This window comes from Salmonella sp. SA15303, assembly GCF_029962125.1.
GTDB lineage: Bacteria > Pseudomonadota > Gammaproteobacteria > Enterobacterales > Enterobacteriaceae > Salmonella > Salmonella enterica.
Map to the genome: position 1 here is coordinate 87,382 of NZ_CP123924.1, position 13,140 is coordinate 100,521.

General features: G+C 49.4%; 8 protein-coding genes, 1 tRNA gene and 2 pseudogenes. 4 read left to right on the forward strand and 7 right to left on the reverse strand.

What is annotated here, in order from left to right; translation table 11 throughout:
* Positions 1 to 2: 2 nt before the first annotated feature.
* Complete coding sequence (gene misL, locus QEN31_RS00435; RefSeq protein ID WP_001143053.1) at positions 3 to 2,870, reverse strand: intestinal colonization autotransporter adhesin MisL; 2,868 nt, start codon at positions 2,868 to 2,870, stop codon at positions 3 to 5.
* Positions 2,871 to 2,944: 74 nt separating this feature from the next.
* Positions 2,945 to 3,562 (reverse strand): helix-turn-helix transcriptional regulator, encoded by a 618-nt coding sequence (locus QEN31_RS00440; RefSeq protein ID WP_000984806.1) that lies wholly within the window; start codon positions 3,560 to 3,562, stop codon positions 2,945 to 2,947.
* A 1,013-nt stretch (positions 3,563 to 4,575) separates the two neighbouring features.
* Between QEN31_RS00440 and QEN31_RS00445 the strand changes: the two are divergent.
* A pseudogene (locus QEN31_RS00445) lies at positions 4,576 to 4,707 on the forward strand (transposase); the annotation flags it as partial.
* Between the two features lie 153 nt (positions 4,708 to 4,860).
* Here the strand turns inward: QEN31_RS00445 and rhuM are convergent.
* The 4 genes and pseudogenes from rhuM to QEN31_RS00465 all read right to left on the reverse strand — a co-directional run bounded on the left by rhuM (position 4,861) and on the right by QEN31_RS00465 (position 7,882).
* Positions 4,861 to 5,898: a virulence protein RhuM gene (rhuM, locus tag QEN31_RS00450; RefSeq protein ID WP_000774139.1), complete on the reverse strand. Its 1,038-nt coding sequence runs from the start codon at positions 5,896 to 5,898 to the stop codon at positions 4,861 to 4,863.
* 87 nt (positions 5,899 to 5,985) lie between these two features.
* Positions 5,986 to 6,402, reverse strand: a pseudogene (locus QEN31_RS00455) (DUF4942 domain-containing protein); the annotation flags it as partial.
* Between the two features lie 29 nt (positions 6,403 to 6,431).
* Positions 6,432 to 7,622: an AAA family ATPase gene (locus QEN31_RS00460; RefSeq protein ID WP_001541628.1), complete on the reverse strand. Its 1,191-nt coding sequence runs from the start codon at positions 7,620 to 7,622 to the stop codon at positions 6,432 to 6,434.
* Positions 7,623 to 7,756: 134 nt separating this feature from the next.
* Positions 7,757 to 7,882 carry a TA system toxin CbtA family protein gene (locus QEN31_RS00465; RefSeq protein WP_153644955.1) on the reverse strand — a complete coding sequence of 42 codons (126 nt, stop codon included), beginning with the start codon at positions 7,880 to 7,882 and terminating at the stop codon, positions 7,757 to 7,759.
* A gap of 417 nt (positions 7,883 to 8,299) precedes the next feature.
* Here QEN31_RS00465 and QEN31_RS00470 point away from each other — a divergent pair, with 417 nt between their 5' ends.
* A complete protein-coding gene (locus QEN31_RS00470; protein ID WP_000120776.1) occupies positions 8,300 to 8,644 on the forward strand; it encodes a hypothetical protein in 345 nt (114 codons plus the stop codon).
* Positions 8,645 to 8,960: 316 nt separating this feature from the next.
* Here QEN31_RS00470 and QEN31_RS00475 read toward each other — a convergent pair.
* Positions 8,961 to 9,055: transfer RNA gene (locus tag QEN31_RS00475), tRNA-Sec, on the reverse strand.
* A gap of 287 nt (positions 9,056 to 9,342) precedes the next feature.
* Here QEN31_RS00475 and QEN31_RS00480 point away from each other — a divergent pair.
* Together QEN31_RS00480 and yicI are read left to right on the forward strand one after the other, a co-directional pair.
* Positions 9,343 to 10,725, forward strand: coding sequence for a glycoside-pentoside-hexuronide family transporter (locus QEN31_RS00480; protein ID WP_000834259.1), 1,383 nt, complete (start codon positions 9,343 to 9,345; stop codon positions 10,723 to 10,725).
* 11 nt (positions 10,726 to 10,736) lie between these two features.
* Complete coding sequence (gene yicI, locus QEN31_RS00485) at positions 10,737 to 13,055, forward strand: alpha-xylosidase (protein WP_000702987.1); 2,319 nt, start codon at positions 10,737 to 10,739, stop codon at positions 13,053 to 13,055.
* Positions 13,056 to 13,140 lie beyond the last annotated feature (85 nt).

The following is a 13,140-nucleotide window of genomic DNA, read 5'->3' on the forward strand; positions in this document are numbered from 1 at the left end:
AATCAGAAACTGTATTTCATCCCCAGCATTCCTTGGGTATCACTATAACCTGTGTCACCCACCTGTTGCGCCACGTTACCCCATACGTTCAGGCGCGGGGTAACTTGTCCTTCAATACCCACTTTCAGTTCTCCAATATTCTTCGTACCACGCATATCGCTGCTGACATCGTCCATCTTCACGCTGGCAGGCTGCGTATTATGGATCCAGTTCGCTTCCACGAATGGCTGGAACTCTCGAGATTTATCGTTATCAATAGCATTGTGGCCGTTAATATAGGCTTTTACGCCCATGCGGGTTAGCAGATTACCGGCGGTATCATCCTTGACGAGGGTACCATTGGCTTCGCGATTGTCGTCAGCCTGCACGCCCATCCATACCACCTGCGCTTTGGGCTGCAACCAGTAGCTTTGATGCGCGCTTTCACCTAACCTGAAGCTGTAACCGGCTTCAACCGAGGCGGTAATTCCTTTGGATTTATATTTCTCAGCGGCCTGATCCTGACCCATGACCTTGTTATCAAACCAGTTGTACAGCATCCAGGTATCCACATAAGCCCCAGACCGATCGATATTGTTAGCATACCAGGTGCCGTAAAGGCCGACGCTGTAACCGGTGACTTGACCACGGGAATGATAGTCACTCACGGACGACAGCGTGCGGTTCTGGCTGTTGGCATAACCTGCCATTGCACCAATATGCCAACGGTCAAGACCGTCAGTGCTCCACTGTGCCAGATCGCCTCCCAGTTGTAACACATAGCTGTTGATGCGGGTTTTTAGCTGCCCGCTGCCATCGTTGAAGCGAGTATGGGCGCCGACGTTACGCATCCACAGGCTGGTGACCTTCTTCTCACCCGTCAGCATGTCGGTGTACTGGGTTTCACCCAGACGGTCATGGAGACGCGTCATGAACAGCGTATTTGCCGCATAGTTGTTGGCAAGATAGCTGCCCACTTCCGGACGGAACTGATGTTCTGTTATCGGCGGTGTGTCAGATTGCCCTATGTCAGGAATTGTCGGATCAGGGATGACCGGGTCTACTGGCTCAGGGTCTACTGGATCAGGGTCCACCGGATCGGGAATCACAGGGTCAGGGATAACCGGGTCTACTGGATCAGGGTCCACCGGATCGGGAACGACAGGGTCAGGGATAACAGGGTCTACTGGATCAGGAATAATCGGTTCGTCCGGCTCAATGTAGCTGGTCAGATACCAGTTTTTACCTTTCTGCACCACGTTGTAGTCATAGGCTCCGGCAACAATACGGCTTGCTTTTTCGAAAGTACCGTTGGAATTGCCAGCAACGTTAACAATTTCAATACCTTCAATGGTTTGCGCCCCGGCTCCTCCAATATTATTTACTGCAACAAATGTGTTGCCTGAAGTATTGCCGAGAACCTGCAGCCTGTCCGTTTCGGAATCATCATCGTTGAGCACAGTATTAAAGACCAGCTTACCGCCGTTGCCTACATAATCTTCATTGATGGTGAGCGTTTGCCATGGTTCGCCATCTTCATGGCTGAAGTTAATGGTTGCGCCACTATTCAGCGTCAGGTCAGTGAGCGTTGAGCTGCTGGTCATATTCCAGGTCGCATCGCTCATTTGTACAGAGATAACGCCTGTGCCCGCCGTAGCGCTGGTGATGTACGACGCCCCGTCCCATCGCGAGTTGTCCGTCATATTGAGCTTAATCGTACTGTTCTGCTGCGGTAGCGTACCGCTGGCAGCGGTGGCGCCAGCAGCACGAATATCACCGTCGATGACGAAACGACCTCCTGAAGAACCGTCAACAATGCCGCCAGTCTCCGTGCTGATGGCGTAACTTTCGCTACTGTTATCGCCCGCCATAGTAATAGCCGCACCGCCTGCCAGATTAATGGCGCCTCGGGAGAGGGCGTATAAACCGGCAGGGGCTTTACTATAGGATGCAGCCTTACTGGCGCTGTTAACGCTAATAGTGGCATTCTCTCCCAAATTAACGGTAGCGTTAGTTGCATATACCGCGTGTGCGCTGGCACCGTTCACCGTAATAGTAGCGTTGTTGCCAAGCTCGGTTCTGGAGGAGGATGCTGCGTAAATCCCCGTTGAGGATGCGCCGGATGTTTCGATAGTTGCATCGTCACCCAGACGAATCAACGAACCGCTTTGTCCGGTACGCAGCCCCTCCGAACTGTCGCCGGTAGTAACAATATGCGCACGATTGCCGACGACAATCGTATTTTTGGCACGTGACGCATCCCGCATGGCGTTGGCTGTAATGCCACGTCCCTGGCTACCGGTCGTTTTGATATACAGATCGTCGCCGACGTAAATATTGGCCGATCCGGTCCAACCCTGGCCCAGTGAGTTATATCCGGCGTTAATACCGTCACCATCCTGACCATCCACGTAGATGCGGGTACGGTCACCGGTAATAATAAATACCGGGTTATCCGGAGTATTCGCGCCGTGAGTACGGATGCCATCGACGTCTCTACCATTATTCGCGGCATTCGCCGACTGCGTCCGAATGGTCAGGTCGTTGCCAAAAATCACGCCCGGACTTCCCGTCCCGCTGTTTTGAATAACCGTGACAGTGTGTTCAAACGCCTCCGCGCCCGGCCCATTAAGCGTGAGGCCATTGCCATAAACCGGGATGGTGCCGGTGTTCCACTGATAAACGTAGTTGGGCATGGTCCCGACTTTGGTGAAACCGGTACTGGCCTGAGCGGGAATAATAGCCTGTAATTCCGGCGGCAACTGACTGACCAGCCCACTGGATGGCAGACTATCAACGTCAACCCAGGCCGCCTGGGAGGGAAATACCATAGAGGCTAATGCTGCTGATACCGCTATGGCGATGAATGAGTAATTTTGGGGAGTTGGCATTCTGCCTCCTGCATTATGGCGTAAAGCGTCTTCCACATCGCAATAATATGGAAATAATAAAAATGGAAACGGATCTATAAAATATTTGATATTATTTTATGAATGCTATGCCCTAGCTTATTTTCAAGCCGCAGCTTATGCACATAAAGTTTCTTAATATCAATATTGTCAATATTTACAATCTGCTGAATACTTATTCCTGATACAAAGCGCTTCAGTAATATAAATTCCGTATAGTTAAGCGTTCGTCCACGTTTACTGTTGGCGAGCCGACCGGTAAACAAGCGGTGCATCTTTTGCTGTTGCACAATATCATCGTCATCGGAATAAATAATCCCTTGTATTTTATTGCTTTTCAAAATCCAGTAATTGGCCAGCGGAGTTAAACTTCTGTCAGAAATCAGGACAATATGCATGCCACTGTCTGCCAGACTGTCAGCCCATTGCAAATCGGTAAATCGTCGAAGATTCGGGAAAGAAAAATCAACAAAGATAAAACCGCTGGATAAATGATTGTGTCTATCAAGCAATAACTTTTCAATAAACCCTTTTTTCAGGAAAGCATTACCATCTGGCCAGATGGAAAATGCCGCATTATGACAGTATTGCACCCGTACTGCGCTGTCAGGAAATAATTGACAGGATAAATCGCAACTAATGCAATGGACAATTTGTGAAGGCTTTCTCATCATCCTGAACGACTCCTGTCGATGTTTCTATTAATATTTCATTGGTAAATAAATGTGTCAATCCAGATAATATAAAGTACTACGACTGTCAAAAGTCGCGAAATATTGTCAGTGTCATAAACTCCTGGAAAGACCTAAAATACAGCTTTAAGGAACCATGACAGATCCGACAGTCGTAATACATCATTTCGGATTCGTATTTCACTCATTGAGATTTTTATACAGTATCTCCAATATCATAAAAAATCTTAAAACAGCACTATTTGCTAAATCATGAGGGTGATAAATAACGGTTCTCAATACCATCTGTCTGCTGCCTTCGTCACTATCGGGGTGATGTGATGAAATATAAAAGTAATTCCTGTCAACCTGTAATGAATTCTTATTATTAAAACCTAATTTAAGATTTTTTCTTTTATTGCATTGTTATTCAATGACTTAATGGTGAAATTTGTGCTCTCATCAACTTCTTATATACAAATTTAAGACTCTTTTATAGAGACGCATGTAAATTTTAAGAGGGTGTAATGCTAATGCCATGAGAAAATTTTGTAACTTAATGCCGGGAGTTATACCTTGCCAATAAGTTGGTCTGACTTAATTCTGATCGTGACAGTCTGAGCAAGTGACAGACTTATTGGTCGAAGCAACTTCAGCTTCTGGCTTCTCTTTTCAATCGCTCATCTGATGAAAACTCTTTCCCGGAGCACATTAGTGAGAAACAGGATGTGGTGAAACCCAATGTCCATAGATATAGTCAGTCACTTCACAAATATCCGCCTCAGGGCAGATATCTTTAACCATTCATCCGGCTTCGGCCAACTTAATTACGGCGATGTTCTGATGCTCAGTGAGACGGGATTTACACATAGAGATTCCTTCGTTAGCAGATCGATGACGTGATCTCTAAATGTGAATAGCACGATTATGTGGGATACGTACAAAAAATTAAATGAATCGCCACAGGTTTAACAGACACCGCAGAGTCATTTAAGATAGCTTAAAGAGAGGAGCCCATGAGCGGTAAACGTTATCCCGAAGAGTTTATAATTAAAGCGGTAAAACAGGTTATTGAGCGCGGCCATTCTGTTTCCAGCGTCGCAACACGTCTTGATATTACTACCCACAGTCTTTACGCCTGGATAAAACCGCCATATTCACGACGGTATCATGCAATCACAGGAGTCTAATTTGATATCTTGGTCTGTTGAATTTATTGATTTTTATCTTGTTGGATTTTTACTGGTGCCCACTATTGTGCCCCCAAATGATTTTGCTTGTGGGGTTCGGGGCATTCTGAGCTACTTTTTAGGTTCTGTTTCCCATTGTAGCAAACCGGCGATATCCTTCTCACCTTCGGCTTCTTTTAAGCGCCGTTGTTGTTCAGCAAACTGACTATATTCCGCCTGCGCTTTTTCATCGGCCATTTTCTTAGTGACTTTACCTGCGCCTTGTAAAACCTCACGGTCGTTAAATTGCAGGAACTGATCCAGCTTATCCTGCCAGTCGCGTAAAAAGATCTGCTGACGACGACGGGCCTGATCCTCGGCAAAATCCAGCCACATGTTAACTACGCGGTTAAGCTCGCTGACTTCATCCTGAGTGAGATAATTTTTTGCCACCGTCACGTCATCCTTACGTACCTCTTCACCTTTATAGCTGGTCAGCCCCATATGCGGCTGGCTGGCGTCAGCACGCTGATGAATGAGTTCAGCAGCGGTATGTCCGGTACAGGCAAAATGCAACTTGTTCTGGATGGTTTGAAAAAATTGCGTGGTTTCTTTGAGCGATGGTTGATAGTCGGCGGCTAACGCAAAGATCTCTCGTACCCGCAAATAAACCCGACGTTCGCTGGCGCGAATATCGCGGATACGCTCCAGCATCTCATCAAAATAGTCGGGTACAGCCGATGAACCCACGGGCGGATTTTTCAGGCGCTCATCGTCCATCACAAAACCTTTGATCAGGTATTTCTGGAGCGTCTGGGTTGCCCACTGGCGGAACTGTGTGCCGCGCGGGGAACGAACGCGGTAGCCGACAGCAAGGATGACAGGCAGGCTGTAGTGAAGCCTGTTGCGGCTTACCTGACGGCTACCTTCCTGTTGAACTTGTAAGTAAGACTTACAGGTTGCGTTTTGCTCAAGTTCGCCTTCTTCATAGATCGCTTTAATGTGCTGTGTAACTGCCTGGGGAGTGATCTGATAAAGGTTGGCGATGGTTGCCTGAGGGAGCCATAGCGTCTCTTGCTCAAAGCGGCACTCCACACGAACTTCACCGTCATCGCTGGCAAACATAACAAATTCGCCTGCCGGGGATTGGGTTAAGTATTTGTCTGCCATGCCGCCTCCGCTTATATCTGACTCGCAATGCCGTAATCTGCCTAGTATGCCAGAAATTCCTGGTGAAGCTTATTACGCAGATAGCGTTTATTTTGCGGGCAGCGCCCCCGGATAATGCTTCGCCACGATATCATTCATATTCTCCACCAGATCCAGACGCTTAAATGTGATATGTCCGCTGCCCTTCTAAAAGTAGCGGATGGTGAACATATCGTCTTCAAAGACCTGCTCACGCGGATTATCGCGCACGAAGTCCATAAACCGGATAGAGACATCATGCCGGTTGTCAGGAATGGTTTTACTATCCAGCAGGTAGAGTATTCGTTCCAGATCGGCGAGCTGGTCGCGTCGCCAGCCCCAGTTCAGGCTGTAGCCCCATCGGTCATGCTTCACCAGATTGTTGACGATAATCTTCTTGCCGAAATAACAAGGATTATTGGTTTTGTACTCCTGGCTTAACCCCTTAAATACATTGATAATCCCACGTTCGAAAACATCCTGTTCCTTAACCGGAGGTTGCGGATCGACGCCCATCACGCTGTGCAGTACATCATTACTTGGCTCGCCGTAGGTCGCCCCGCTGGTATTGACGCCAGACCATTACCTTTCTCGTCCTGTTCAAGTAGGCGAACAGACTCACGTTTTACCGTGCTGATAACCTGCGGGCTATGGGTAGTGACAATAAACTGGATTAGTGGAAATGCGCTGCGCAAAGACTGGATAATTTGCTGCTGCCAGGCTGGGTGCAGGAACATATCGACTTCATCGATCAGCACAATCCCCTGTGTTTTTAAGGCGGCTTCATCGCGTAAATGGGGGTTGAGTTTGACACAGCGAAACGCGATATCCGCTACCATCGCAACCGCATTACGCAGGCCGTCGCTGAGCTGGGATAAGGGAATCTTACCGTGCTGTGGATGGTTCATCACCAATTGCTGGTTATGGCTGGAGCTGTATTCCAGATCGTGCCAGCCAGTCACTTCCTGCGTCAGACAGTTAATGGCTTGCTGGATGGCTTGAATAGCTTCTTTCATCCGCTGAACACGAACACCTTCTTTTAACTTTGCTGAAGGTGATTCAAGTTGTGTGATTTGATGTTCACGGTAGCTAAGCCATAACCAGCTATACCATTGTTCAAATTGCTTATAATTTGATGTGGCAGAAAGGCAATCGTCATAACCAGACAAACGTGAAAAGGCGCTGTTATCCAGACGCTGTTCAGTAGGCTGTGCCTCATAACGTTCCTGATACCACAAGCGAGCAGTCCCCAGATAAAGCATTAGGGGAAGCTCAACCTGCTGCAAATTATGCTCTTCACGCACCAGCGTCTGAAGTTGTTCACCCCAACGGGTAAGCTGCGCCGCTGTCTTATCTTCATGCGGCGGCTGTTCTCCTCGCTTGTCGAGCATCCAGGTTGCCGTTTTTCCACTTTCCCATTCCCCGGTAGCCGTAATCATGGCCGGAGACGACATTTCCATGTTCAGCGCTTCGGGGCGGAAAACCAGACGTACATCTTCTGTACGGATCGCCAGCGATTTATCTTTTACGTAGAGGCTGGCATCAAAACCACGAATAAAGGGAAACAGCGCCAGGCGTATCGCATCCAGCACTGTCGTCTTGCCCGCGCCATTCGGTGCAACCAGAATCGTAATGTGCTCATCAAAAGTAATATCGAGCTGTCTGAAGCAACGAAAGTTAAGCAGTGAAAGTTTGTCGATTCTCATTACACCAGCCTCACCTGTTTTTATGTTTTAGTATAATAACATCTCTTGCCTGCAATCTTGCCCGCTTTAAGCGGGCAAAGGTTACGCCTTTTATCACGTTTTAACTATTTATCCTGTTGATTAACATGGTTTTTCTAAGGAATTAATAAAATCCTTTCCTGTCGTGTCCGTAGAATATCGACAGCCTGGAGACAAGGTGACTGTTGTTGGTAACCATATTCTTTGCGATCGATACCAACTCGTTCATGTTTTTTCTTCAGAAAGTTACGGCATCGACAAACGTAGCGCCTGCGTTGATAAACGTAAGGCTATAGTGCCTTCAAGTAGATGAGTAAGCTGCGACGTTACTGCTCGTATGAACACCATCCACCCTTATGATGTGAGCCTGTACCCCCATGTGGATGTTGACCCTTTGGGCAGGCAAGCGCACTGGATGATGCCGTGACGGTAATAAAAGCGATAATCATCGCTGTAAATAATCTCTTCATATATAACTCACATTAATAAATTAGAACATATTACTACCTACTACAGAATACGCATACTTGATACGGACTTAGGGGATAATATAACGCGTACTTTAGTTTAAATTGTATCCTTCATGTGGCATAGGTTATCAGGATAGGTTTTCGTTATGAATTTTATCTGGGATATTGAAGCAACATATTGGGGGGGATATGAGTTATAAATATGTTGGTAAGCATGGCTGTGATGTTGCATTGCGGATGGGCTATAAAGAATGCCCCGATGAAAATGCTTATGGTGATGCCTATTATATTAAAGATGGGTTAAAATGGATATTTAATATAACAGGCTTAAAAAAACGGCTTGGCGTATACAGCGACGACGATCTCCGTAAACAGAACTATGATGTAGATACCTATTATCGAGTTGAAAACCAACCGGAAGAAAGTGCAGATGATGAAATGCAATCGCTATATCATAATTTAGCGGTAGAAGAAGGAGAACCCGTGTATCTGGAGGGAGGCATGTATCTTTATCCGGATGGCTCTATACGTTGATCTCATAATTTTGGCCTGGTAAGCGTATCTCTTTTGAGAAAGGATGAGCCTGTAAGTATGACCCACAAGTTCGTTTGGTGATTAGTTAAGTCCCGCCCGCGTTAGTCCTGGCGTACTTTTATCCCTTCTTTGCAGACGATATCCCACAATAAATGGACGTTCGGTTTTAGCAATCGGTAAATGGTGATTAATAAAATAATATTCCACTTTCTCTATCCACCTTTCCTTTCGTATTATATGCAAGAACTAGTCTTAATAATAAGCAAATACTTTGTCCCGAAATAGAGGACGAATGGTGGGCATGAGAGAAGGATGTTGGCGGAAGATCACAGGAGTCGAACCTGCCCGGGACCGCTGGCGGCCCCAACTGGATTTGAAGTCCAGCCGCCTCACCGGAGACGACGATCTTCCGCGCCTCGATTGCTACATGGAGGCGCGCGCATTATAGCTACTTCCTGGCGTTTCCACATCCCCTCCCGTGCTTTTTTAACTTCCCTTTCCTTCTGCCATGATCGGTTTCATATAAACCCCCATAAAATCCATTAGTTACATTTCATCACACTTTTTGACGCTACCCTGATCACAGAAAACAAGAATCGTAATTTGATAACCAAATAACGGAATATTCACGCTCGCAGGGAAGGTTTACAAAAACTGTAACCGGTATTAGTGAGCGTTGTGAGCGTTAAGGATGCGTAATGAAAAGTGAAATTCTCTCCGTTAAGGAGAAGATTGGCTATGGTATGGGCGATGCCGCCAGCCACATCATCTTTGATAACGTCATGTTATATATGATGTTCTTCTATACCGATATTTTCGGCATTCCCGCTGGTTTTGTTGGCACCATGTTTTTACTGGCGCGTGCGCTTGATGCCATCTCCGACCCTTGTATGGGCCTGCTGGCCGACCGCACCCGCTCTCGCTGGGGCAAATTCCGACCCTGGGTGCTGTTTGGCGCGTTGCCGTTTGGTATCGTTTGTGTGCTGGCTTATAGCACGCCGGATCTCAGTCTGAACGGCAAAATGATTTATGCCGCCATCACCTACACGTTGCTCACCCTTCTGTACACTGTGGTCAACATCCCTTACTGCGCGTTGGGGGGTGTAATAACCAATGACCCAACGCAGCGTATCTCCCTGCAATCCTGGCGCTTTGTGCTGGCAACGGCGGGCGGAATGCTTTCTACCGTACTGATGATGCCTCTGGTGAAACTGATTGGCGGCGAGAATAAGGCGCTGGGCTTCCAGGGGGGTATCGCGGCGCTCTCGGTGGTGGCGTTCCTGATGCTGGCGTTCTGCTTCTTTACCACCAAAGAGCGCGTTGAAGCGCCTGCCACCCATACCTCCATGCGTGAAGACCTGCGTGATATCTGGCACAACGACCAGTGGCGCATAGTCGGCCTGCTCACCATCCTGAATATTCTGGCGGTATGCGTGCGCGGCGGGGCGATGATGTATTACGTCACCTGGATATTGGGCAAACCGGGCGTGTTTGTCGCCTTCCTCACCACCTATTGCGTCGGCAACCTGATTGGCTCGGCGCTGGCAAAACCGTTGACCGACTGGAAATGCAAAGTGAGCGTTTTCTGGTGGACCAATGCTTTACTCGCAGTAATCAGCGTGGCGATGTTCTTCGTACCGATGCACGCCACGATCGCTATGTTCGTCTTTATCTTTGTGATTGGCGTATTGCACCAGTTAGTCACGCCTATCCAGTGGGTGATGATGTCTGACACCGTCGACTATGGCGAATGGTGTAACGGCAAACGCCTGACGGGGATCAGTTTTGCCGGCACGTTGTTCGTGCTGAAACTGGGTCTTGCCCTCGGCGGGGCGCTGATTGGCTGGATGCTGGCAGGCGGCGGTTACGACGCGGCGGCGAAAACGCAAAACAGCGCCACGATCAGCATCATCATCGCTCTGTTCACTATCGTCCCGGCCATCTGTTATCTGCTGAGCGCCGCGATCGCTAAACGCTACTACACCCTGAAAAGCCCGTTCCTGAAAACCATTCTGGAACAACTGGCGCAGGGCGCACACCGTAATGAACAAGAATTTACCCATAAAGAATTGCAGAACTAAAGGAACAGACTATGAAAATTAGCGACGGAAACTGGCTGATCCAGCCTGGCCTTAATTTGATTCACCCGGTTCAGGTGTTCGACGTTGAACAGCACGGGAATGAGATGGTGATCTATGCCGCGCCGCGTGATGTCCGCGAACGAACCTGGCAACTGGATACCCCGTTGTTTACCCTACGCTTTTTCTCGCCGCAGGAAGGAGTGATAGGTGTACGGATGGAACACTTCCAGGGCGCTTTGGATAACGGCCCACATTATCCGCTCAATGTCTTGCAAGATATCAACGTGGAGATGCAGAACAACGCCGAATTTGCCGAACTCAAGAGCGGCAGCCTGAGCGTGCGCGTCACCAAAGGCGAGATCTGGTCACTGGATTTTCTGCGTAACGGTGTACGTATCACCGGTAGTCAGTTGAAAAATAACGGCTATGTGCAGGACACCAATAGCGGGCGCAACTACATGTTCGAGCGTCTGGATCTCGGCGTGGGCGACACCGTCTACGGGCTTGGCGAGCGCTTTACCGCGCTGGTGCGTAACGGTCAGACGGTGGAGACCTGGAACCGCGACGGCGGCACCAGCACCGAGCAATCGTACAAGAATATCCCGTTCTATATCACCAACCGTGGCTACGGTGTGCTGGTGAATCATCCGCAGTGCGTGTCGTTTGAAATTGGCTCCGAGAAAGTCTCCAAAGTTCAGTTCAGCGTCGAGAGCGAGTATCTGGAATACTTCGTCATCGACGGCCCGACCCCGAAAGACGTGCTGAACCGCTATACCCAATTTACGGGTCGTCCGGCGCTGCCGCCCGCCTGGTCGTTTGGCCTGTGGCTGACCACCTCATTCACCACCAACTACGACGAAGCGACCGTTAACAGTTTTATCGACGGTATGGCCGAGCGCAATCTGCCGCTGCACGTCTTCCACTTCGACTGTTTCTGGATGAAGGCCTTCCAGTGGTGCGATTTTGAATGGGACCCGGTGACTTTCCCCGATCCGAAAGGGATGATTCGCCGCCTGAAAGCGAAAGGGCTGAAAGTCTGCGTGTGGATTAACCCCTACATCGGCCAGAAATCCCCGGTCTTCCAGGAGCTGAAAGAGAAAGGATATTTGCTAAAACGCCCGGACGGCTCCTTGTGGCAGTGGGATAAATGGCAGCCGGGACTGGCGATTTACGACTTCACCAACCCGCAAGCCTGCGAATGGTATGCCGACAAGCTGAAGGGCCTGGTGGAGATGGGAGTGGACTGCTTCAAAACTGACTTCGGCGAACGCATTCCAACGGATGTGCAGTGGTTTGATGGTTCAGATCCACAGAAAATGCACAACCATTATGCCTACATCTACAACGAACTGGTGTGGAACGTGCTGAAAGAGACCGTCGGCGTTGAAGAGGCGGTGCTGTTCGCCCGTTCCGCCTCGGTGGGCGCGCAACAGTTCCCGGTGCACTGGGGCGGCGACTGCTACGCCAACTACGAATCGATGGCGGAAAGCCTGCGCGGCGGGCTGTCCATCGGCCTGTCAGGGTTTGGCTTCTGGAGTCATGATATTGGCGGATTCGAGAATACCGCGCCGGCGCATGTCTACAAGCGGTGGTGCGCATTCGGCTTGCTCTCCAGCCACAGCCGCCTGCACGGTAGCAAATCCTACCGGGTTCCGTGGGCCTATGACGACGAGTCCTGTGACGTGGTGCGCTTCTTCACTGAACAGAAGTGCCGGATGATGCCGTATCTGTATCGGGAAGCGGCGCGTGCCAACGAAGCCGGTACGCCAATGATGCGGGCGATGATGCTGGAGTTCCCGGACGATCCGGCGTGTGATTATCTTGATCGCCAGTACATGCTGGGAGATGCGGTCATGGTAGCGCCGGTATTTAGTGAAGCGGGCGACGTGGAGTTCTACCTGCCAGAAGGCCGCTGGACGCACCTGTGGCGCAACGATGAAGTGCAGGGCAGCCGCTGGCATAAACAGCAGCATGACTTCCTGAGTCTGCCAGTGTACGTGCGTGACAATACACTACTGGCGCTGGGCAACAATAGCCAGAAGCCCGATTACGCCTGGCATGAGGGTACGGCCTTCCAGTTATTCCATCTGGATGACGGCTGCGAAGCGGTCTGCGAAGTCCCTGCTACGGATGGTTCGACAATCTTTACGCTGCAGGCGAAACGCACAGGCAATACCATTACGGTGAGCGGCGAAGGCAAGGCGCGCAACTGGACGCTGTGTCTGCGTAATATTACGCAGATTAGCGGTACCAAATGCGGCTCATATGCGGGAAGTGAACTGGGCGTAGTGGTCACCCCGCAGGGAAATGAAGTGGTGATTACGCTTTAAATCTGAATCGCCGGATGGCGCCGTGAGCTGCGCTTATCCGGCCTACAAATGAGCAAGAACCGTAAGCCCGGTAAGCGCCATCGCC

What these genes read in the sequence shown, in the direction of transcription:
- yicI (WP_000702987.1), top strand. Translation starts at nt 10,737, where the DNA reads ATGAAAATTAGCGACGGAAACTGGCTGATCCAGCCTGGCCTTAATTTG.
- rhuM (WP_000774139.1), bottom strand. Translation starts at nt 5,898, where the DNA reads ATGGCAGACAAATACTTAACCCAATCCCCGGCAGGCGAATTTGTTATG.
- QEN31_RS00460 (WP_001541628.1), bottom strand. Translation starts at nt 7,622, where the DNA reads ATGAGAATCGACAAACTTTCACTGCTTAACTTTCGTTGCTTCAGACAG.
- QEN31_RS00440 (WP_000984806.1), bottom strand. Translation starts at nt 3,562, where the DNA reads ATGATGAGAAAGCCTTCACAAATTGTCCATTGCATTAGTTGCGATTTA.
- QEN31_RS00480 (WP_000834259.1), top strand. Translation starts at nt 9,343, where the DNA reads ATGAAAAGTGAAATTCTCTCCGTTAAGGAGAAGATTGGCTATGGTATG.
- QEN31_RS00470 (WP_000120776.1), top strand. Translation starts at nt 8,300, where the DNA reads ATGAGTTATAAATATGTTGGTAAGCATGGCTGTGATGTTGCATTGCGG.
- misL (WP_001143053.1), bottom strand. Translation starts at nt 2,870, where the DNA reads ATGCCAACTCCCCAAAATTACTCATTCATCGCCATAGCGGTATCAGCA.